This is a genomic window from Pseudomonas sp. PA-1-3F (assembly GCF_021609665.1).
Lineage (GTDB): Bacteria > Pseudomonadota > Gammaproteobacteria > Pseudomonadales > Pseudomonadaceae > Aquipseudomonas > Aquipseudomonas paracarnis.
This window is the reverse complement of the sequence record NZ_WJZD01000044.1, coordinates 19255-41901: the sequence shown is the minus strand read 5'-3', so window position 1 is coordinate 41901 and position 22647 is coordinate 19255. Positions and strand designations below refer to the sequence as shown.

The 22647-nt window shown below is 59.4% G+C and carries 12 protein-coding genes; 9 read left to right on the top strand and 3 right to left on the bottom strand.

Annotated features, from left to right (window positions below; all coding sequences use genetic code 11):
* Nucleotides 1-138: 138 nt before the first annotated feature.
* From algK to GIV26_RS24185, 9 genes are all read left to right on the top strand, one after another.
* Nucleotides 139-1518, top strand: coding sequence for an alginate biosynthesis TPR repeat lipoprotein AlgK (gene algK / locus GIV26_RS24225; RefSeq protein WP_236282503.1), 1380 nt, complete (start codon nucleotides 139-141; stop codon nucleotides 1516-1518).
* Nucleotides 1515-3005, top strand: coding sequence for an alginate export family protein (locus tag GIV26_RS24220; protein ID WP_236282501.1), 1491 nt, complete (start codon nucleotides 1515-1517; stop codon nucleotides 3003-3005). The genes algK and GIV26_RS24220 overlap by 4 nt, the downstream gene beginning before the upstream one ends.
* Nucleotides 3005-4573, top strand: coding sequence for a mannuronan 5-epimerase AlgG (gene algG, locus GIV26_RS24215; protein WP_236282500.1), 1569 nt, complete (start codon nucleotides 3005-3007; stop codon nucleotides 4571-4573). The genes GIV26_RS24220 and algG overlap by 1 nt, the downstream gene beginning before the upstream one ends.
* Before the next feature lie 11 nt (nucleotides 4574-4584).
* Nucleotides 4585-6033 carry an alginate O-acetyltransferase gene (locus GIV26_RS24210; RefSeq protein ID WP_034128799.1) on the top strand — a complete coding sequence of 483 codons (1449 nt, stop codon included), beginning with the start codon at nucleotides 4585-4587 and terminating at the stop codon, nucleotides 6031-6033.
* Between the two features lie 8 nt (nucleotides 6034-6041).
* Nucleotides 6042-7151, top strand: a complete 1110-nt coding sequence (locus GIV26_RS24205) for a mannuronate-specific alginate lyase (RefSeq protein WP_054898941.1) — start codon at nucleotides 6042-6044, stop codon at nucleotides 7149-7151.
* 189 nt (nucleotides 7152-7340) lie between these two features.
* Nucleotides 7341-8873 carry an MBOAT family O-acyltransferase gene (locus GIV26_RS24200; RefSeq protein ID WP_003188730.1) on the top strand — a complete coding sequence of 511 codons (1533 nt, stop codon included), beginning with the start codon at nucleotides 7341-7343 and terminating at the stop codon, nucleotides 8871-8873.
* A gap of 11 nt (nucleotides 8874-8884) precedes the next feature.
* Nucleotides 8885-10057, top strand: a complete 1173-nt coding sequence (locus GIV26_RS24195) for an alginate O-acetyltransferase (RefSeq protein WP_054921024.1) — start codon at nucleotides 8885-8887, stop codon at nucleotides 10055-10057.
* 16 nt (nucleotides 10058-10073) lie between these two features.
* Nucleotides 10074-10730 (top strand): alginate O-acetyltransferase AlgF, encoded by a 657-nt coding sequence (locus tag GIV26_RS24190; RefSeq protein ID WP_032893493.1) that lies wholly within the window; start codon nucleotides 10074-10076, stop codon nucleotides 10728-10730.
* Between the two features lie 187 nt (nucleotides 10731-10917).
* Nucleotides 10918-12369 (top strand): mannose-1-phosphate guanylyltransferase/mannose-6-phosphate isomerase, encoded by a 1452-nt coding sequence (locus GIV26_RS24185; RefSeq protein WP_127880839.1) that lies wholly within the window; start codon nucleotides 10918-10920, stop codon nucleotides 12367-12369.
* A 277-nt stretch (nucleotides 12370-12646) separates the two neighbouring features.
* Here the strand turns inward: GIV26_RS24185 and GIV26_RS24180 are convergent, their stop codons facing one another.
* From GIV26_RS24180 to GIV26_RS24170, 3 genes are all read right to left on the bottom strand, one after another.
* Nucleotides 12647-15217 carry an RHS repeat domain-containing protein gene (locus GIV26_RS24180; protein WP_236282498.1) on the bottom strand — a complete coding sequence of 857 codons (2571 nt, stop codon included), beginning with the start codon at nucleotides 15215-15217 and terminating at the stop codon, nucleotides 12647-12649.
* A gap of 96 nt (nucleotides 15218-15313) precedes the next feature.
* Nucleotides 15314-18106 (bottom strand): RHS repeat-associated core domain-containing protein, encoded by a 2793-nt coding sequence (locus tag GIV26_RS24175; protein ID WP_236282496.1) that lies wholly within the window; start codon nucleotides 18104-18106, stop codon nucleotides 15314-15316.
* On the bottom strand, nucleotides 18103-22638 hold the full coding sequence (locus tag GIV26_RS24170; RefSeq protein WP_236282494.1) for a SpvB/TcaC N-terminal domain-containing protein: 4536 nt from the start codon (nucleotides 22636-22638) through the stop codon (nucleotides 18103-18105). The genes GIV26_RS24175 and GIV26_RS24170 overlap by 4 nt, the downstream gene beginning before the upstream one ends.
* Nucleotides 22639-22647 lie beyond the last annotated feature (9 nt).

Below are 22647 nucleotides of genomic sequence, written 5' to 3'. Positions count from 1 at the left end.
CACCCCCACGCGGTGGGGGGGGGGTGTGAGTGGGGAGGGGGGGCTTCCTCCGGATCGAGGCCGGGGCGGGGGCGGGTTGTGGGGGCCGCGCGGCCCTCCAGCGGGAGCAAGCTCCCTCGCCACAAAGGCAGTGCCCACATTGGTTCGGTAGCGTTGATCGCCCTAGCAATCAGCCTGGCCGGTTGCGCCGGCCTGCCCGACCAGCGCCTGGCCAACGAAGCCCTCAAGCGCGGCGACACCGTCACCGCGCAGCAGAATTACCAGCAACTGGCAGACCTGGGCTACAGCGAGGCCCAGGTGGGCCTGGCCGATATCCAGGTCGGCACCCGCGACCCGGCGCAAATCAAACAGGCCGAAGCCACCTACCGTGCGGCGGCAGACACCTCGCCGCGTGCCCAGGCACGCCTGGGTCGCCTGTTGGCGGCCAAGCCCGGCGCCACTGAGGCCGAACACCATGAAGCCGAAAGCCTGCTGAAAAAAGCCTTTGCCAATGGTGAAGGCAATACCTTGATCCCGCTGGCAATGCTGTACCTGCAATACCCCCACAGCTTTCCCAACGTGAATGCCCAACAGCAGATCAGCCAATGGCAGGCGGCGGGTTACCCGGAGGCCGGCCTGGCCCAAGTGCTGCTGTATCGCACCCAGGGTACCTACGATCAGCACCTGGATGATGTGGAGCGCATCTGCAAAGCCGCGCTGACCACCACGGATATCTGCTACGTGGAGCTGGCCACGGTCTATCAGAAAAAACAGCAGCCGGAACAACAGGCCGAACTGCTCAAGCAAATGGAAGCAGGCGTAAGCCGTGGCACCGTGACTGCGCAGCGCGTCGACAGCGTGGCCCGCGTACTCGGCGATGCCACCCTCGGTACCCCGGACGAAAAAACTGCCCAGGCCCTGCTGGAAAAAATCGCCCCTGGCTACCCGGCGTCCTGGGTCAGCCTGGCGCAACTGCTCTACGACTTCCCCGAACTGGGCGATGTCGACCAGATGATGAAGTACCTCGACAACGGCCGTGCCGCCGACCAGCCACGCGCCGAATTGCTGCTGGGCAAGCTCTACTACGAAGGCAAGTGGGTGCCGGCCGATGCCAAGGCTGCCGAGGCGCATTTCGAGAAAGCCGTGGGCCGTGAAGTGGCCGCCGATTACTACCTCGGCCAGATTTACCGCCGTGGCTACCTGGGCAAGGTCTACCCGCAAAAAGCCCTCGACCACCTGCTGACCGCAGCGCGCAACGGCCAGAACAGCGCCGACTTCGCCATTGCCCAACTGTTTTCCCAAGGCAAGGGCACCAAGCCCGACCCGTTGAACGCCTATGTCTTCAGCCAACTGGCCAAGGCCCAGGACACGCCAGAGGCCAATGACCTGGCCACCCAGCTCGAAGCGCCGCTGACGCCTGAGCAACGCGCCGAAGGCCAACGCCTGGTGCAACAGGAACTGGCCGCCCGCGGCACCCTGGCCCAAAGCACGCTGCAACTGCACGCCCTGCAAGAAGAAGACGGCGAGGAATCCCTATGAAGCTCAACCCATTCGTCAAGGCCGGTATCGGCCTGACCTTCGCCCTGCTGTGGTCGTGCCCGACCCTGGCCGCGCTCACCGAAGCCAAGAACTTCGGCCTGGAAGTCAAAGCCACCGCGCAGTCTGAAGATGACCGCGACCTCGGCACCCAGAAAGGCGGCGACGTCAACGGCATCGGCCTCGACCTGCGCCCCTGGATCTACGGCGAAAGCGGCGCATGGAGCGCCTACGCCATGGGCCAGACAGTGGTTTCCAGCGATATCATCGAGACCGACACCCTGCAACAGTCGGCCGATGACACCACCGAGCAGCAGTCGAGCAACGACGACCGCAAGGCCAAGAAAAACTATCTGGCCCTGCGTGAGTTCTGGGTCGGCTACAGCGGCTTCACGCCCTACCCCGGCGAGATCCTCAAGTTCGGCCGCCAGCGCCTGCGCAATGACGACGGCCAATGGCGCGACACCAACATCGAAGCGCTGAATTGGACCTTTGACACCACCTTGCTCAAGGCCAATGTCGGCGCTGCCGAACGTTTCAGCGAATACCGCACCGACCTCAAGGAACTGTCGCCGGTCGACAAGGACCGCCAGCACTTCTACGCCGACGCTGCCTACCAGTGGACGCCGGGCCAGTGGATCGGTGTGCGCGGCCACCACACCCATGACGACGGCAAGCTCGACTACGCCGAACCGGGTGTCGCCAACGACCCGTTGGACAAGCGCGAAAACGGCGACCTGACCTGGCTGGGCATCGAAGCCAACAGCGACGCCTACAACTGGCGCAACACCAACACCGTCAACTACTGGGCAAGCATCACCGGCATGCGCGGCGACCGCGACAAGGTCAACGCCTTGAACGCCGACGGCACACGCCCCACCAGCGCCAAGCGCAGCGATGACCTGAGCGGCTGGGCCACCGATATCGGCGTGCGCCTGCGCCTGGATCCGCAGTGGCAAGTGGGTGCCGCGTACTCGCGCGCCAGTGCCGAGTACGAACAGAACGGCCTGCAAAGCAACCGTTCGAACTGGACCGGCACCCAGTCCCGCGTGCATCGCTTCGGTGAAGCGTTTCGCGGCGAGATGAACAACATGCAGTCCATGAGCCTGTTCGGTTCCTGGCAACTGCGCGAGGACTATGACGCCAGCCTGGTGTACCACAAGTTCTGGCGCGTAGACGGCAACAAGCCGGTGGGCAGCAACGGTATCGACGCGGTGCAGAACAACACCGATGACGTCACCGGCGCGATCCTCTCCAGCACCTCCCTGCCGTTGGAAGACGGCAAGAAAGACCTCGGCCAAGAAATGGACCTGGTGGTCACCAAGTACTTCAAGAAAGGCTTGCTGCCAGCCGCGCTGAGCCAGTCGATCGACGAGCCTTCAGCCCTGGTGCGTTTGCGTGCCGGTGTGTTCAAGCCCGGCGATGCCTATGGCAGCCAGGTCGACTCCTACATGCACCGCGCGTTTGTCGACGTGGTCTGGAAATTCTGATGGGAGCCTGCGCCATGAATGCTCAAAGCCTACTCGTCGCGGCAATGCTGATGGCCAGCGCCACAGCGTTTGCCGATACGGCGGCCAAGGCGCCGATCATCGCCAAGGAACTGCAACAGGCCAAAACCTACACCATCTCCAGCCCGCCCACCGCGCCGCTGGAAATGGCCAAGCCGGCGCTGCCCGACCTGTCGGGCTACACCGCGCAGGCGATGGAAAAGAAAATCGTCAAGACCAAGGCGGGCAAAATCAGCATCCGCCGCATGATGCAGGAAGACGCGCTCAAGGACTTTATCGGCGGCGATAACAAGATGGCCGAATGGGTAGTGCGCCAACACGGCATTCCCCAGGCGATCTTCGTCGACGACGGCTACATGAACCTCAAGGACCTGCTGGGCAAGGTGCCCAAGCAGTACTTCAGCGAAACGTCGCCGGGCGTGTTCCTGGCCAAGTTGCCGATCGTGGTGGGCCGTAAAGGCATCCTCGATATCGACAAAAACACCCAGGAACTGCGCCTGTCCCAGCAAGCCGGCTCATTTTTGATCAATGACGGCCAGCTGTTCGTGCGCGATACCAAGGTCACCGGTTGGGATGAAAAAGCCAACGGCCCGGCGCTGTTCAAGTCGCCCAAGGAGTTCCGCCCGTTCCTGCTGGCCTGGGGCGGCACCGAGACCTATATCTCCAAGACCAAGATGGCCAGCTTCGGCTACGCCAACAGTAAGTCGTACGGGGTGAGTATTTCCCAGTACACGCCGAACATGGCCAAGGTGCTCAAGCGCCCCGAGCCGACCGGTTGGATCATCGACTCCGAGTTCTCGGACATGTGGTACGGCTTCTACTGCTACGAGACCACAGGCTTTGTGATCAAGGGCAATACCTACAAAGACAACATCGTCTACGGCATTGACCCCCATGACCGCTCCCACGGCCTGATCATCGCGGACAACACCGTGTACGGCACCAAGAAGAAGCACGGCATCATCATTTCTCGGGAAGTGAACGACAGCTTCATCTTCAACAACCGCAGCTATGACAACAAGCTTTCGGGCCTGGTGATCGACCGTAACAGCGTGAACAACCTGATCGCCGACAACGAGATCTACCGCAACCACACCGACGGCATCACCCTCTATGAGAGCGGCGACAACCTGCTGTGGGGCAACAAGGTGATCAGCAACCGTCGCCACGGGATCCGCGTGCGTAACAGCGTGAACATCAAGCTCTACGAAAACACCTCGATGGCCAACGGCCTGACCGGCGTGTACGGCCACATCAAGGACTTGACCGACACCGACCGCGACATCGCCCTCGACCCGTTCGATGCCAAGGTCTCGCTGATCGTGGTTGGCGGTGAACTGGCGGGTAACGGCAGCGGGCCGCTGTCTATCGACTCGCCGTTGAGTATCGAGCTGTATCGCGTGTCGATGCTGGCGCCGACCAAATCCAGCGGTATCAGCTTCTCCGGCATCCTGGGTGACCGCCAGGAAGAAATTCTCGACCTGCTGGTGCGCCAGCAGAAAGCCGTGCTGATCGACCCCGTCGAACGCCAGACCGAATTGCAGGACTGAGGATGACCCTTATGCACCCACACATGATCAAACTGCTGAGCCTCTCGGGTCTGACCCTCGGCCTGCTGGCGGCCAGCCAGGGCGTACGCGCCGATGAAGTCAAAGCTCCGACCTTCACCGCCGAACCGTGCTGCAGCCTGTGCCCGGCCGCCCATGACGCCAAGAACTACACCACGCGCTACCAGCAGAACTTCACCACCCTGGTGCAAGCCCAGGGCGACTGGCTGTTCCGTACCCAGGAAGACCTGCGCACCGAGTTCGACACCACCCCGGCCGGCTACAAGCGCATGCAGCAGTTGCACGATGCGTTCAAGAGCAAGGGCGTGGAACTGGTGGTGGTCTACCAGCCGACCCGTGGCCTGGTGAACCGCAACAAGCTCAACCCTGAGGAAAAGGCCAAGTACGATTTCGACAAGGCCCTGACCAACTACAAAACCATGCTCGGGCGTTTCGCCAAGATGGGCTACGTGGTGCCAGACCTGTCGCCGCTGACCAACGAGCAACTGCCGGATGAGTTGCCGGCCCACGATTTCTACTTCCGTGGCGACCAGCACTGGACCCCGTACGGCGCCCAGCGCACCGCGAAAATCGTCGCGGCCAAGGTCAAGCAGATGCCGGAATATGCCGAGATTCCCAAGCGTGAATTCGAGACCAAGCGCTCGGGCCGCATGGGCAAGACCGGCACCCTGCACAACATGGCCGGGCAACTGTGCGGCACCAGCTATGCGATCCAGTACATGGACCAGTTCACCACCGAGCCCAAGGGCGAAGCCGGTGACGGCGACCTGTTCGGCGATTCGGGCAACCCGCAGATCACCCTGGTGGGCACCAGCCACAGCGGCAAGAACTACAACTTCGCCGGCTTCCTGGAAGAAGAAATTGGCGCTGACATCCTCAACGTCGCCTTCCCCGGCGGTGGCCTGGAAGGCTCGATGCTGCAGTACCTGGGCAGCGATGAATTCCAGAAGAGCCCACCGAAGATCCTGATCTGGGAATTCTCGCCGCTGTACCGCCTCGACCAGGAAACCATCTACCGCCAGATGATGGCGCTGCTGGACAACGGCTGCGAAGGCAAGACCGCGCAGATGTCGGCCAGCACCACGCTCAAACCGGGCAAAAACGAACTGATGGTCAACAGCGCGAACAAAGACCTGCGCAACGCCAACCATCAGGTCGATATCCGCTTCGCCGATCCGTCGGTGAAAACCTTGCAAGCCACCCTCTGGTACATGAACGGGCGCCACGAGGACATCAAGATCGAGAAACCCGAAACATCCGATACAGACGGGCGTTTCGCCTTTGAACTGCGCACCGATGAAGACTGGGCCTCGCAGAACTTGCTGGCCGTGGAAGTGCAGGGCCCCGAAGCGGGCGCTGCGGCGCAGAAGGTTGAAGCGAAAATTTGCACACGCAACGTATTCCCAAGCGGTGGTCAGCAGACCGCCCAACTCGGGAAGTGAGGTTACTTATGCAAAAGTTATTGCTCCCTACCCTGCTGGGCCTGGCCGTGTTTGCCGGCTCCGTGAATGCGGCCGCGCCGTTGCGCCCGCCCCAGGGCTATTTCGCACCGATCGAAGCGTTCAAGACCGGCGACTTCAAGAATGATTGCGACAGCATGCCAACGCCCTACACCGGGCCATTGCAGTTTCGCAGCAAGTACGAAGGCTCAGACAAGGCCCGTTCGACCCTGAATGTGCAGTCGGAAAAAGCCTTTCGCGACAGCACCGCCGACATCACCAAACTGGAAAAAGACACCAGCAAGCGCGTGATGCAGTTCATGCGTGACGGTCGCCCGCAGCAACTCGAATGCACCCTGAACTGGCTGGTGTCATGGGCCAAGGCCGATGCGTTGATGTCCAAGGACTTCAACCACACCGGCAAGTCCATGCGCAAATGGGCATTGGGCAGCATGGCCTCGGCCTATGTGCGCTTGAAGTTCTCCGAGTCGCAGCCGCTGGCCAAGCACCCGCAGGAAGCCCAGCAAATCGAAGCCTGGTTCAACAAGCTGGCCGACCAGGTGGTGAGCGACTGGGACAACCTGCCCCTGGAAAAAACCAACAACCACTCCTACTGGGCCGCCTGGTCGGTGATGGCAACGTCCATCGCTACCAACCGCCGCGACCTGTTTGATTGGGCGGTGAAGGAATACAAGGTCGGCGTGAACCAGGTCGATGACCAGGGCTTCCTGCCGAACGAATTGAAGCGCCAGCAACGCGCCCTGTCGTACCACAACTACGCCCTGCCGCCGCTGTCGATGATCGCCAGCTTTGCCCTGGTCAACGGCGTGGACCTGCGCCAGGAAAACAACAGCGCGCTCAAGCGCCTGGGCGACAAGGTGCTGGCCGGGGTGAAAGACCCGGACATCTTCGAGCAGAAGAACGGCAAAGAGCAGGACATGAAGGACCTCAAGGAAGACATGAAATTTGCCTGGCTTGAGCCCTTCTGCACCCTCTACACCTGCGCCCCGGACGTGATCGAACGCAAGCATGGCATGCAACCGTTCAAGACCTTCCGCCTGGGCGGCGACCTGACCAAGGTCTACGACCCGGCGCATGAAAAAGGCAACAAAGGCAGCTAGTCGCTGATCGTTCCCACGCTCTGCGTGGGAATGCAGCACGGGACGCTCTGCGTCCCAAAGCGTGACGCACAGCGTCACAAGAGGCATTCCCACGTAGAGCGTGGGAACGATCACAACCTCCCCCGAAATCGTGGGGGGGTTTGGGGGGGCTCCGGCCCTTGACTGTTGGTTAAACATGGAGAGATCGGGATGGTTTTCTCGTCCAATGTGTTCCTGTTTCTGTTCTTGCCGATCTTTCTCGGCTTGTACTACTTAAGCGGGCAACGCTATCGCAACCTGCTGCTGCTGATTGCCAGCTACGTGTTCTACGCCTGGTGGCGAGTGGACTTCCTGGCGCTGTTCGCGGCCGTCACGCTGTGGAACTACTGGATCGGCCTCAAGGTCGGTGCCGCCGGTGTGCGCACCAAGCCGGCGCAGCGCTGGCTGTTGCTCGGCGTGGCGGTCGACCTGTGCATCCTCGGCTACTTCAAGTACGCCAACTTCGGCGTCGACAGCATCAATGTGATGATGAAGTCCGCGGGCCTGGAGCCGTTCATCCTCACCCACGTGCTGTTGCCGATCGGGATCTCGTTCTACATCTTCGAGTCCATCAGCTACATCATCGACGTGTACCGTGGCGACACTCCGGCGACTCGCAACCTCATCGACTTTGCGGCGTTCGTGGCGATCTTCCCGCACCTGATCGCCGGTCCCGTGCTGCGCTTTCGTGACCTGGCCGACCAGTTCAACAACCGCACCCACACCCTGGATAAATTCTCCGAGGGCTGCACGCGGTTCATGCAGGGTTTCATCAAGAAGGTCTTTATTGCCGACACCCTGGCGGTGGTGGCCGACCATTGCTTCGCCCTGCAAAACCCCACAACAGGCGATGCCTGGCTCGGCGCGCTGGCCTACACCGCGCAGTTGTACTTCGACTTCTCCGGCTACAGCGACATGGCCATTGGCTTGGGCTTGATGATGGGTTTCCGCTTCATGGAAAACTTCAAGCAGCCCTACATCAGTCAGTCGATCACCGAGTTCTGGCGGCGCTGGCACATCAGCCTGTCCACCTGGCTGCGTGACTACCTGTACATCACCCTGGGCGGCAACCGCAAAGGCACACTGACCACTTACCGCAACCTGTTCCTGACCATGCTGCTCGGTGGCCTGTGGCACGGCGCCAACATCACCTACATCGTGTGGGGCGCCTGGCACGGCATGTGGCTGGCGATTGAAAAAGCCATCGGCCTGAACACCGCGCCGCGCAGTTTCAATGTGCTGCGCTGGGCCTTTACCTTCCTGCTGGTGGTGATGGGCTGGGTGATCTTCCGCGCCGAAAACCTGCACGTTGCCGGGCGTATGTACGGTGCGATGTTCAGCTTCAGCGAATGGTCGTTGTCGGAACTCAACCGCGCCAACCTTACCGGCCTGCAAGTGGCAACCCTGGTGGTGGCCTACGCAACGCTGGCGTTTTTCGGTCTGCGCGACTTCTACACCAACCGCCCGGCCGACAAGGCCAAGCCAGCCGACCCGAGCCTGATCAAGGCCGTACCCGGCGACAATCCTGGCAGCATCCACGAGCCCGGTTTCAGCGTGGGCCGTGACGCTGCCGTGCAACCGGCCTACTGGACCGCTGACTGGCCACGCTACGCCATGCGCGCTGCGGTGCTGCTGCTGTTCGTGGCGTCGATTCTCAAACTGTCGGCGCAGAGTTTCTCGCCGTTCCTTTACTTCCAATTCTGAGGGAGCCGACCATGACCCGTTCATTACGCGTCCTCTACATAAGCCTGTTCCTGGTGCTGCTGCTGGCACTGGGCGCCTGGTCACTGCGCAGCTTCTTTGGCTTCAGCACCAACGCCGATGCCACGGTGCTTAACGGTCGCTGGACCAAAGCCGTCGAGACTCACTACGACGACGAGTTCCCGATCAAGCGCCTGGGCACCAACCTGTGGGCAGCGCTGGACTACAAGCTGTTCAATGAAGGCCGCCCTGGCGTGGTGCTGGGCCGTGATCACTGGTTGTACAGCGACGAGGAATTCAACCCCGCCGTCAACGAAGACCAGAACCTGCAAGGCAACTACGCGCTGGTCGAAGGCGTACGCCAGAAGCTCAAGGCCCAGGGCATCCAACTGGTGATGGCGATCGTGCCGGCCAAGGTACGCCTGTACCCGGAGCACTTGGGTGAGGTGAAACCGGCGAGCATCCACGCCAACCTGTACCAGGACTTCCACGCCCGCGTGGCGGCAGACAACATCCCGGCGCCAGACCTGCTCGGCCCGCTGCAACAGGCCAAGCTCGCCGGCAAGCAGGTGTTCCTGCGTACCGATACCCACTGGACCCCGGACGGTGCCGAAGTCGCCGCCAAGCAATTGGCCAAGGCGATTGCCGACAAGACCCCACTGAGCGGCGAGCCGCAGCGTTTTGTCACCGAGGCCGAGAAAACCGAACCGCATAAAGGCGACCTGCGTTTGTTCCTGCCCCTGGACCCGCTGTTCGAAAACCTGATGCCACCTAAAGAGCCGCTGGAAAAACGCGTCACCCACCTGGCCGAAGAGAAAGGTGATGACGCGCTGTTCAGCGACAGCGAAACCCCGGTGGCACTGGTCGGCACCAGCTACAGCGCCAACCCCAACTGGAACTTCGTCGGTGCACTCAAGCAAGCCTTGCACAGCGACGTAGTCAGCTACGCCGAAGACGGCCATGGCCCGATCCTGCCGATGCTCAGCTATCTCAAAAGTGATGACTTCAAGAACAGCCCGCCCCAGGTGCTGATCTGGGAGTTTCCTGAACGCTATCTGCCCGTGAATAACGAAATCGGTGATGCCGACCCAGCCTGGGTTGCGCAGCTTAAACAAGCCGGTTCGCGCCAACAGAACATGGCAATCAACACATCTAAATCCGAGACGCCCGACCGGGCGCAAAACTGAAAGAGAGGTAACTCACATGACTTTCACTACTACTCCTCGTCGTCTCGCTAAAACCCTGGCTATCGCAGCAGGCTTGAGCTTCGTATCCCTGTCGGCCTTCGCTGCCGGTGATGCCGCCCTGTACGGCCCGACTGCACCAAAAGGCTCCAGCTTTGTACGTATCTACAACGCCAGCAACCAGGAAGTCAGCGCCACCGTCGGCAGCACCAACCTCAGCGACGTTGCGCCACTGGCCAGCAGCGACTTCAGCTTCATGCCGGGCGGCGACTACAGCGCCAAGGTCGGCAGCCAGACCTTGCCGGTCAAACTGGCTGCCGACCACTACTACACCCTGGTCAACAGTGGCAGCGGCCAGCCGCAGTTGATTGAAGAGCCCCCGTTCAAGAACAAGCAGAAATCCCTGGTGCGCGTGCAGAACCTCAGCGACAAGGCCCTGACCCTGAAAACCGCCGACGGCAAGACCGATGTGGTCAAGTCGGTGGCTGCCAAGGGCCGTGGCGAGCGTGAGATCAACCCGGTGAAAGTGAGCCTGGCGTTGTATGACGGTGACAAGAAAGTCGGCGATGTGAAGCCGGTTGCGTTGGAACGCGGTGAAGCGGCGGTGCTGTATGTCACCGGTTCTGGTTCGAGCCTGTCGCCAGTGTGGGTGAAACGCCCAGTGTCGACCCGCTGACTATTTCCCTGAGTTGACACGCCCCCTTGTGGGAGCTGGCTTGCCTGCGATGGCGGTCTTGTAGGCGCCATCGCAGGCAAGCCAGCTCCCACACTGACCGGGGCTCAACTCAGGACCGAGACAAAAACAAGAGTGAAACGACAAACCTTCGTAGCTCTGACCCATATCGATTCAAGGAGACACACCCATGATCCCAGTAATCCTTTCCGGTGGTAGCGGCTCACGTCTTTGGCCGCTTTCCCGTAAACAGTTCCCCAAGCAGTTCCTGGCCCTGACTGGCGAGCACACCTTGTTCCAGCAAACCCTGGAGCGCCTGGTGTTCGAAGGCATGGACGCCCCCATCGTGGTCTGCAACAAAGATCACCGTTTCATCGTCAACGAGCAACTGAGCGCACGTAAGCTCGACTGCCAGCGCATCCTGATGGAACCCTTCGGCCGCAACACTGCGCCGGCCGTGGCCCTGACCGCGATGATGCTGGTCAACGAAGGCCGTGACGATTTGATGCTGGTACTGCCCGCCGACCACGTGATCGACGACCAGAAAGCCCTGCAACGCGCACTGGCCCTGGCCACCGTGGCCGCCGAGCGTGGCGAGATGGTGCTGTTCGGCGTGCCGGCCACCCGCCCGGAAACCGGCTACGGCTACATCAAGTCCACCAACGACTCGCTGCTGCCTGAAGGCGTGAGCCGCGTGCAGCAGTTCGTGGAGAAACCCGATGAAAAACGTGCGGTCGAGTTCGTCAAAAGCGGTGGCTACTTCTGGAACAGCGGCATGTTCCTGTTCCGCGCCAGCCGCTTCCTCGAAGAGCTGAAAAAGCACGACCCGGATATCTATGACACCTGCGTGCTGACCCTGGAACGCAGCGAGCAGACCGCCGACACCGTGACCTTTGACGACTCCACGTTCGCGTGCTGCCCGGACAACTCCATCGACTACGCCGTGATGGAAAAAACCCAGCGCGCCTGCGTAGTCCCGCTGGCAGCCGGTTGGAGCGACGTGGGCTGCTGGGCGTCGCTGTGGGCGGTCAACGATAAAGACGCCAACGGTAACGTGAGCAAAGGCGATGTAGTGATCCAGGACAGCCGCAACTGCATGGTGCATGGCAACGGCAAACTGGTGTCGGTGATCGGCCTGGACAACATCGTGGTGGTGGAAACCAAGGACGCGATGATGATTGCCCACAAGGACAAGGTCCAGGGCGTCAAGCAGATGGTCAACACCCTCAACGAGCAAGGCCGCAGCGAGACCCAGAACCACTGCGAAGTCTACCGCCCGTGGGGCTCCTACGACTCGGTGGACATGGGCGGGCGTTTCCAGGTCAAGCACATCTCGGTCAAGCCGGGCGCGTGCCTGTCGCTGCAGATGCACCACCACCGCGCCGAACACTGGATCGTGGTCAGCGGCACCGCCGAAGTCACCTGTGACGACAACGTGTTCCTGCTCTGCGAAAACCAGTCCACCTACATCCCGATCGCCTCGGTGCACCGCCTGCGCAACCCGGGCAAGATCCCGTTGGAGATCATTGAAGTGCAATCGGGCAGTTACCTGGGCGAGGACGACATCGAACGCTTCGAAGATATCTACGGTCGCTCGACACCGGTTGAACGTGGTGTATCGGTGAAAACTATCGCGCAGTAAAACAGTCGTACAAGAAGCCCTCGCCCAGCCCATTGCGTCCCCTATCCGCAGTGGGTTGGGTGGGGGCTTTTTATTTGGACTGTATAACGCCTGTACACAGTTACTCGCCAGGGCCCTTGCGGTTAACATTAAACTTGTTTGAAGTATCCCCGCTTTATCGTCGACAGTTTTGCCTGCTCCTTTATATGTGCGGTTTCCCCTTCCCAAGTAGCAGTACTGTGTCGCGCCATATATAATTTTGCGCCAAACTCATCTATAGGTTTCACACCGTTCGCCCCTACATAACCATTGAACTTTCGGGGAGATATAGTGCTATCCGACCATCGCTCAAGCCGGTTATCAGTCGGCTCCCCCCCCCCCAAAAATCTATCGGCCCTGGAATCGTACTTTCCAAGGTATCGTGCCCCTCCCGACTGGGATGAAACCCCGCCAACAAGTAGAAACCTGTAGCACTCATCGCTACGCCACTCGCTTCGACCCTTTGAATCGACTGTTCCTCAGCGTCATACGTCAACTCTAAAAGCAGCAGGGAACCGTAGCCTTTCCCCTCGGGCTTTGCATCAAACAAATGAACATCTGCAACTCGTTTCTCAGCGTCATCGCGCACCACATACTCTATATATCCATGAACGGAAGAGTTTTGTTCCTCACTACCATCAGGGTTGGCTCCCACGTAACTAATTCTGTTACTGCCATCTTGGAATGTTTGTCTGGTCACCAGTATATTGGCCGTGGCCGCGCCTCCGCTTGGCGGGATCCACACGTAAACTTGCGTCTCAGCGATGTGCGTAGATGATCGCTCTTGGATCACGCTGTTTTTTTTCAGCCAGGCTGGCAGCATTCTTTGAAATAGAGAGGGCGATGCCGACTTGTTGATCTCTTCTTTCGTAGGTACCAGACCTTCATCATCTCTGAGCAAAACCGGATTATTTCTGACCATTCTATACAGATTCAAACCGTCGATCCGTCCCGCCGGATCAGGGTTAATCCAACGCTGTAACCACGGCACGTAGTACCTGAACCCATAGTAATAAAGCCCCGTCGCATCCCGCTCCTTACCCGAATAACGCAACGTGCGATAACTCTCTTCGCTCGAATCACCCTTCTGCGTGAAGGCCGTCGTACCAAACGGATGATACGTCTCGCGAGTGATGATCCGCGCTTCACTGTCCAGTTCCAGCGAACAAGAGCCCAGATGATCGCTAAGGGTGTAACGGTATTGATCATTCGCCAGTTGCTGCGGCGCCGCGCCTTCCCAATGCAACACCTGCACCGTGGTGCGGCCGGCCTGGACGGTGACGACGTGCAGTTTCTCGCCATCCCCATCGCGCGTTTCCAGCCCTGGTAGATATCGGGTCTCACTGACCAAGGTGCGGGCGTTGGTCTGCGTCGTGCGCACCTTGCGCTGGCGCATGCCGTCGGCACCGTAGACGTAGCGCTCGGTGTCATTGAGGCGCAACGTGCGCTCCACCATATGCACATGGCTCAGTTGGTTACGTGCATCCCAACTCAGTGTTCGGCCCCGGTCCAACATCAACAGGTTGCCGCTGGCATCGAAGGCTTCGGCAATCTCAGCTTCGGTCGGTGGCCTCCCGCCCACCTCGGGCAGGCAGCGATTACTGTGCTTGGCCGCCGTCAACACACGCCCATGTTGCTGTGGGCCGTGGTGGATCAGCTCCAACAGATTACCTGCGGCGTCATAACGATAGGTTTGACGATAGTTAGCCACGGCAGCCGGATCCTCGAGATGAGCAGGCCCGCGATTAGCGCTGCCGGCCTCCCAGCCGGTGGCTTCGATCAACTGGTAAAGACTGTCGTAGGTATAGCGGTTGATCGGCTCGATGCGTTGGTTGGCAAAGAAGCGCACCGGCAGGGCCTTGTCTTCAAGGCTAAGGATATTGCCCACCGGGTCATAGACGTAGTGCAAATCCTGTAGCGGTTCGTCGCTAGGCCCGGCAGCGCTCAGACGGTTCAATCGCCCGTCTTTCGGGCAGTAATCAAACCGACTGGTGACCTGGTTGCCTGCCGTTTGCTGTTCTATCTGTCCTTGAGCGTTGTAGTGAATGTCATGTACCAGCCGCTGCGCGGCGGTCGCGTTTTTCAGCTGCAGCCAGGCCTCGCGCAATCGGCCGTCGATGGTGTGATTGAAACGCTGCCGATTACCCTGCGCATCGGTTTGCTCCAGCACATTGCCCACCGGGTTGAACTGCAAAGTACTGCGAGCACCGGCTGCTTGCTCAAGCAAATTATCCCGCTCATCGAAGGGCAGTGGCCAATCAGGCATATCCAGGCTTTGCAGATAACGCTGGGTTTGCGCTATCGGCTCGCCAGCTACCCCGTAGTAGTCGAAATGACGAGTACCGGCCGGGTCATCTTGGCGCACCACCCGCCCACATTGATTACGTTCAGCCGCAGTCGGCTCAGCCATCCCGTATGCAAAGCGCTCGGTGCAGGCTGAATTTTCAATAATCGCCACAGGTCGCAGTAGCGCATCGAATACTACGCGGCGTTGACTACCGCGCCCATTCCAGAACTGCACACCCTGCCCAGCCTCACCGAACAGTTGAACATCCCAACCCGCATCGACGCTTTGAATCAACAATACTTGGCAGCCAAGCGAGTGAAGGATATTCAGGTTGGCAGGCACCTGCGGGTCGTCTTTTTGCACCGACTGCAGACGCGGGTCCCAGCGCGCTGTCGCTCTGCCTACCGCGTCATGCGCAGTGCGGTCGATGTGTGCCTGTGCCGCTTGGCAGGCAGTCGATCGTAAATACTTCACCGAGCGAACGGGTAGACTTCTCGGATCGGTAACAGTCAATGTGGGGGTATGGCTATTCAAGCTGAGCATGGCTGAGTCTCTCTACTTGAGGATTGCCGACATAAAATTCATTTCACACCGGCCATCTCCGTTCGAAGTTCGTGGTTAATAGCGCTCATGGGGATTTTATTTCCAAGAGTTTGCACTACCTACCTTAATGAAGCGTCTAAGCGGCATCTTTTCATTTCTACGATCATTAAAGCCCTGAACGTCGCCTCCCGACTCGACCAATATAGCCTGACGAACGATATCATCAGCCTCACTATCATATTCTCTTATGATCGAGCTAAACACCTTTGGACCTACCATCGAACTCATTAACTTTATTCGCTCAGGTGTTTCCAACTCGAGTATCCCGGCTCCGATGCGACCGTGACCATCCGTATACTCTTCAGACTTAACAACTTCTTTATAACGCACGACCATTTCTTTCTCGATATGCTTCAGTGTTTTGTTTCCAGCATGCGCCGCAAACGAGCTATTGTTTATCAGCACCGCATTTCTGGAGCCCCTATTTTCCCAAGGCACCCGAACAGGTGAGTTTGTGATTATTTCGTCGGGTCTTGCATAAAGCGTCGTATCGCCCAGGCGCTCGTGCCCTTCACTCTCAGCACCGAGATACTGGTCATCGACATCGGAGTAGAGCCCTCCTTTCTTGCGAACCAAATAGGGCCGTAGCGTATCCACCGCAAACGCAAAGTTTTTTGGATCTCCCGACCTGAAGTCTTTATAAATAGCCCCCACTGGACTTTTTTTGAATTTCCTGAAGAGCTTCTCCTCTCTCAAATAGACAACATTATGAACTTTAAGATCCTGTAGGACATTCGCAAATGCATCCTCGTTACCTGACTCAAGATAAAGATGAACTTTATACCCGCTCGCCTGCTCGACAGTATTATTAATATTGCTGACATGCGCCGCCAACGCTTCCGCTGACTCGCCCACCCATATCAAGTGGATATCTTTATTCACCGGCTCGCGCTTCTCACCCACAGCGTCTCGATAACCAATGGGATTACCGCCTAGAAAGGCGAATACATTTAAACCATCACTGACGCCCACGGGGTCCGGGTTAATCCAGCGCTGAAACCTGGGCATGTAATAGCGCAGACCGTAATAATAAAGGCCGGTCGCATCCCGCTCCTTACCCGAATAACGCAACGTGCGATAACTCTGCTCGCTCGAGTCTCCCCTCTCAGTGAACGCCGTACTGCCAAACGGATGATAAGTCTCGCGGCTGATGATCCGCGCTTCACTGTCCAGCTCCAGCGAGCAGGACCCCAAATGATCGTTCAGGTTGTAGCGGTATTGATCATTGGCCAGTTGACGCGGCACCGCGCCCTCCCAGTGCAACACCTGCACCGTGGTGCGGCCGGCCTGAACAGTGACGACATACAGTTTTTCGTCATCAATCGTGCGGGTTTCCAGACCGGGTAAATAGCACGTCTCGCTGATCACCGTGCGGGCGTTGGTTTGTGCTGTGCGCACCTTGCGCTGACGCATGCCGTCGGCACCGTAGACGTAGCGCTCGGTGTCATCCAGGCACAACGTTCGCTCTACGGTATGCACGTGGCTCAGTTGATTACGTACATCCCAACTGAGTGTGCGGCCCCGATCCAACACCAACAGGTTGCCGTTGGCATCGAAGCCTTCGGAGATCTCCGCTTCGGTCGGTGGTCTCCCCTCCACCTCAGGCAGGCAGCGATTACTGTGCTTGGCCGCCGTCAACACACGCCCATGTTGCTGTGGGCCGTGGTGGATCAGCTCCAACAGATTACCTGCGGCGTCATAACGATAGGTTTGACGATAGTTAGCCACGGCAGCCGGATCCTCGAGATGAGCAGGCCCGCGATTAGCGCTGCCGGCCTCCCAGCCGGTGGCTTCGATCAACTGGTAAAGACTGTCGTAGGTATAGCGGTTGATCGGCTCGATGCGTTGGTTGGCAAAGAAGCGCACCGGCAGGGCCTTGTCTTCAAGGCTAAGGATATTGCCCACCGGGTCATAGACGTAGTGCAAATCCTGTAGCGGTTCGTCGCTAGGCCCGGCAGCGCTCAGACGGTTCAATCGCCCGTCTTTCGGGCAGTAATCAAACCGACTGGTGACCTGGTTGCCTGCCGTTTGCTGTTCTATCTGTCCTTGAGCGTTGTAGTGAATGTCATGTACCAGCCGCTGCGCGGCGGTCGCGTTTTTCAGCTGCAGCCAGGCCTCGCGCAATCGGCCGTCGATGGTGTGATTGAAACGCTGCCGATTACCCTGCGCATCGGTTTGCTCCAGCACATTGCCCACCGGGTTGAACTGCAAAGTACTGCGAGCACCGGCTGCTTGCTCAAGCAAATCATCCCGCTCATTAAGGGGCAGTGGCCAATCGGGCATATCCAGGCTTTGCAGAAAGTGTTGATACTGTTCCAGCACCGCGCCGGTCAAGCCGAACTCATTGAAATGCTGCGTTCCAGCCGGAGTGTCGTGGCGGATCAACTGGCCGCATTGGTTGTGCGCGGCAAAGTGCGGCGACGCATCGGCGTAGTGATGACGTTCGACGCACGCAGCTTGCTCGAACACCGCCACAGGCCTTAGCAAACTATCGTATTCAACCTGTCGCTCATTACCGCGAGCGTCCCACGCTTGCACCTGTTCAGCCGCCTGCGTGAACAGGCTGACACGCCATCCTGCATCAACGCTGTGGGAGCTCAGTACCTTGCTGCCAAGCGAGTAAACCTGCGTCAGGTTGGCCCGCTCCACCAAACGCGGGTCCCACTCGGCCACGACTCGGCCCGCACCGTCGAAGCCACTACGACTGCTCCTTGCCTGCGCCTGCTCCCGCCCACTCTCACGCCAATAGCGCACCGTGCGCACCGTCAGCCCGCGAGGGTCGCTCACACTCAGGCCTGGGGTCTGCCGGTGCAGCGCAAGGGCGGTCATTGCAATGTCTTCCCCCGGGCCTCTTTCATCGCCATCACCTCTTCATAGGTGTCGTTTTCATCCTCGTAAATGCTGTACCAAGGCCAGTAGGTATGACGCCGCAGGTAGTCCTCCTTGGCGAGGACGGTACGAGTAGGACGGCCCAACGGGTCATAGAATTGTCGGTCGCTGTAACCGTGTTGCCTGAAGCTGACATCGTTGATGTAGCGATGATGATCGGCAAAATAGGGCCTGTAGATGCGCACAATCAGCCCCTTGTTGTTGTACTCGACCCGCTCGCTGACCCGCCAGCGCTCAACATCCTGTACCGTCACCGGCCGACAATTGCCGTCAAGCGCCAACGAGCCATCTTCCTGTACATGGTAGGCATAACCGCGCTCGACCTTTTGCTTGCTCTGCAAGGCGCGACCGAAACCGTCCCAACAGCTCAAGGCGACGCGGATTTGTTTTTCCGGATCGAGCGGGTAGCGATCAGCCTGCAAGGTAACGGCGTGAACAGGCTCGCGGCGCACCTGAGGGATCAAGCTCAACAGGCGTTGTCGCGCGGGCGTCAATGCATCGGATGGCGAGAGCAAACGGGCCGACACACGAATATGCCCGCTGGGTAGCAAGTCGCCCTGCGCTACGCATTCGTCCAGCCATTGGCGATCCTGCAGGTCGGCGTCAGGCACTCGGCCCATCCAACTGAACGGGTCGGCAAAGTGCGCAGTGGCGGCATCCTGCAACGCCGCGGCCGGTGCATCAATGATTTGGCCAGGTGTGCCGCCGAGTGGAGGACGGTAGTCATCGAGCGACGCAAAGCCCACGGGTTGACCACGTTCGGTGCCGAAAAAACTGGTGGCGATCACCTGGCCGAATGCCCCGTAAAGCACCTCCTGAGTGTTTTGATTGGGGTCGATAATGCGCGCCGGTTGCAGCAAGCGATAGTCAATCGAATCCACACGCGTCTCACAGCCGTCAGGTAGGCGTACCCGAGTATTCAGGCAGCCATAGGGGTCGTAACTCAGATGGGTCACACCATGACTGCGGGTTTGCTGCACGGTGATGACGTTATAGAAACCCGCGAGGCCGGCGTAGGTATTGAAACCGCGCTTGACCGACCACAATGGCGCTTGCGCCCCGTCGATGGACGGCAGAACCAGGCGCATTTTGTGGTACCCGACCTCCAGGAGTTTTTGCTCCAGGTCAAACGGCATTTCACCCTCGTCATTGCGCAGCAAGTCGTACGCCTTGAGCGCTGCCTCATCCAGCTCGGCAATTTCCAACTCATCGGCCAAGGCCAGGAACATGGCCTCTCCATCCGGTAAGGGGTGAACCCCGGACAAGTCCCGGTAGCGCTGCACCGACTGCCCCACCAGTGTTCGCTGAGCTTGGGGATTCAAGGGGTTTGCGGCGGTTTGCGCGATAAAGGCTTCATAGCTGATCGCGTCGGGTTGCAAGCCGTTGGGACCAGAGCCCTTACCCAGCACCAGCGCGTTGTCACGTTGCTGAAAAGGCAGGGCCAGGCGCCAGCCCTGTGGGTGTGTCAGGTGAATAAACCGCGCCAGGCTTTCACTCAGGTAGTAAACCTGCTGCGCCGAATCATGGGCATCACACCACCAGCGTTTCTGCGGTGTGATTTCATTCGGGTCCACCTGGCAGGCCGGATCATCCTGGGCCGTCAGGCGCCGGGCATAACTGACCCTGACGCCATGGGTCAGGCTGCCAAAGGCATCCCAGCGCAGGTTGATCCCGTGCTGGCACTGCGGGTCATCGACCTGTTGCTCGTACTGGTAGGCGATCGACTCCAACGATAACGCCAGCATCACCTTGTAAGGTGCGAATTGACCGCCTACTGGCCGATCCAGCACGCGTACCAGGTAGCGGTTTTGCTCGACGCTATAGGGGACGTCGCCTGCGTTGCGCCCTCCATAGGTTTCCACACGCAATACCTGGCCTGCCAGTGCTTGGAGCATGCCAGGCAACTCATCGGCCTGGGGTACGACAAGTTCATCGACACCGTCGGCTTCGTGATAATGGCTAAGCAAGGTTGCTCCCAAGGGGTGAGCGGCCAGATCGCCGTTGAAATACTCATCGCACGCTGGGTCGATCACTTGTCCGACATGAAACCAGGTCTTGCGCAATACCGGCTCACTGAAACCCGACTCCCGTGATGCCTCGGCAGCAGTGTCGGTATCAGTCGCCAGGAGCAGGGCAAAACCTCGAAACGTTCGTACCTGTCCGTCGTAAAAACCTTTTCGATATTCGAACCGTTGCGTCAGCCGATTGCCCGTGATTTCGTCACATTGAACCTGCTCACTCACCACCGGCACGGGGAAAGGTAAACGACACACGGCCGGTTGATCGCTGGCGAGCAATTGCTGCTTTTCATCCAGCCACTCCTGGGCCGAACTGCGATATTTCACGCTCGCGGCGGCGCCTTGGTTGTTATTGGTGGCACATAACAAATAGGGTTTGGCTGCGACAAAGTCATACCGCCAATGCATGGGCGACATATGCGGCACCGTCAACACCAGGCTGGAGCAACCCAGCCCTTGCAAGTCAGCGGTACTCACCCGGCAAAATCTGTCATAGCGAAAGTTTTTGGGCCAAGGAAGCTCGACGGCGTCGTCAAAGCCGTTGCCACAACGGTTCATGAACACCAGCGCGCACTCGGCTTTCAAGTAGATCAGGTCTGCGGCACCGGAGCCGTCCAGATCCGCGAGCAAGACCCGCGATGCATCGAACTCGTCATAAGCAAAACCCAGCGTGCTGAACCTGAACCCTTTACCAAAGCGGCCTCGCCCCAGGTTGGGCCAGCATTCAAGCCGGTCGTGGCGGATGCGGATCAGATGCTGCTGGCCGCTGCCGAGCACGTCACTGAAGGCGACCAACTCGGTGGCGGCGTTACTGATCAACGGCAGATCATCCTCGCCTTCCTTGCGCTTAACCTGGGTGGCGGGGGCAAACCCCGCTTGCCGCTGGTTGGCATACAAACGTACGCTGCGCGGGCCGATCATCGCCAGGTCAGACAAGCCGCCCCCCATCAGATTGGCCAATTGCCCCTGAGGATGGAAAAACTCGTGAGGGAAGGCATCCACGGTCGCGAAGCTCGACCAACTGCGGTCCGGGTTGCAGGTAAAAAAACCACACAGCCCAGGCTGGGCTACGACCCATTCAAGGCAGCCATCACCAGTGAGGTCGCTTAAAAACTGTCGGGGTGCCTGCAGGCGGTCGGCTATCGGAATCTCTGGCAACTCATGCCAATCGTCATAGGCCACTTCGTCGGGGTGGCTCGCCGCCTCGGCCCGCATAGGCGCGCGGTAGTACCAGGCTTTATCGTCAGAATACAAAATGCCCGGAAAACCTTCGCCGTACAGGTCGACAAAGTGATAACGCTGGCCGTCGTCAAGACCCGGCACTGTTTCAAATGGCTGATAGCGCCGGGGATCCGGTGCGAGCTCGAACGCGTTATAGATGAACTCCAACGGTGGCCGACTCTGTACCTTCCCAGCCCGGTCAATGGCTTGTTCATGGGCCGCATGCAGCAGGCTATAACCCAGTGACGATGGCCGATATTCAAGCAGTAGTCGGCGCACCAGCACGGGCGCCGGCCCCATGTCTGGCTCATCGGGAAAGCAGTGGAACATCAGCACCTGCCGACACAGTTGCCACGTCCTGAGCTCAAAACCATAGGCATAGCTGGAGAACGGGTCGCTGCGCCCAGGCCATGCCTGGGTAGCCTCATAAGGAGGAGCGGTCATGAGGGCAGTAGGACGCTCACCATGGTCGAACACCAGATGAAAGTGCCATAGCACGCCTTGCCCAGCCTCAACGCGCCACGCATACAGCTGGTCATCGGCGAGGGCATTGCCGTAAAGCACCTTGCTCAAGTAACGCTGGGCACCTGCGTGATCGTCGGCCTGATAATGGTAGACAATGTGCTCGCCACGCGGGTTGAGGCTTTCTTCGAGCAGCCACTCCCCCACACGCGCATCGACATCCGGGTCGGCACGTCGTGAAGCAGCGGTTTTGCCGTACAGGTGCAGATTGCCGTCCGCGCTGTGAATCAGCCAGAACCCCCCCGGGTCGTCGGTATCGGACCAATGCTCGATCAGTGCAAATGCGCGTTCGGTGCGAGGCCAGTAGCGTACAACGGTGTAAGGCCCCACCGGCAAGCCGTTATAGGCCGTCTCGACCCTTGAAACCTCTGTACCCGTCATCGGGTTGCGTTCCGGCATCCAGGGCTCCCCATCCGGCCCCAGGATCACGTCTTCATCGGTATACGCCGGCACCGCTGTGGACGTTCGTCGAGTGATCGCATTGGGCGTCTTGCCCCAGCCTATTCCGAACGAGCTGTTGCCGTTGGTGCTGCTGTAACCCAGCGTCAGGTCCGGGGCAAAACCCCGCCCGGGGGAGATTGGCAAGGGCAGCTCGAACGATGCACCACCGCTGATACCGACCGGTCCCAGGCCGTTGCCGATACTCTGGATGGCGCCACCGCCCTTGGGCAGGGACGGCGCGGCGATTTGCAGCGACTCGTCATGGTTCACTATGCCTCC

Bases quoted from the DNA above. Each gene is read 5' to 3' on its own strand.
- GIV26_RS24220 (WP_236282501.1), top strand. From the start codon at position 1,515: ATGAAGCTCAACCCATTCGTCAAGGCCGGTATCGGCCTGACCTTCGCC.
- algG (WP_236282500.1), top strand. From the start codon at position 3,005: ATGGGAGCCTGCGCCATGAATGCTCAAAGCCTACTCGTCGCGGCAATG.
- GIV26_RS24210 (WP_034128799.1), top strand. From the start codon at position 4,585: ATGCACCCACACATGATCAAACTGCTGAGCCTCTCGGGTCTGACCCTC.
- GIV26_RS24205 (WP_054898941.1), top strand. From the start codon at position 6,042: ATGCAAAAGTTATTGCTCCCTACCCTGCTGGGCCTGGCCGTGTTTGCC.
- GIV26_RS24200 (WP_003188730.1), top strand. From the start codon at position 7,341: ATGGTTTTCTCGTCCAATGTGTTCCTGTTTCTGTTCTTGCCGATCTTT.
- GIV26_RS24195 (WP_054921024.1), top strand. From the start codon at position 8,885: ATGACCCGTTCATTACGCGTCCTCTACATAAGCCTGTTCCTGGTGCTG.
- GIV26_RS24190 (WP_032893493.1), top strand. From the start codon at position 10,074: ATGACTTTCACTACTACTCCTCGTCGTCTCGCTAAAACCCTGGCTATC.
- GIV26_RS24185 (WP_127880839.1), top strand. From the start codon at position 10,918: ATGATCCCAGTAATCCTTTCCGGTGGTAGCGGCTCACGTCTTTGGCCG.
- GIV26_RS24180 (WP_236282498.1), bottom strand. From the start codon at position 15,217: ATGCTCAGCTTGAATAGCCATACCCCCACATTGACTGTTACCGATCCG.
- GIV26_RS24175 (WP_236282496.1), bottom strand. From the start codon at position 18,106: ATGACCGCCCTTGCGCTGCACCGGCAGACCCCAGGCCTGAGTGTGAGC.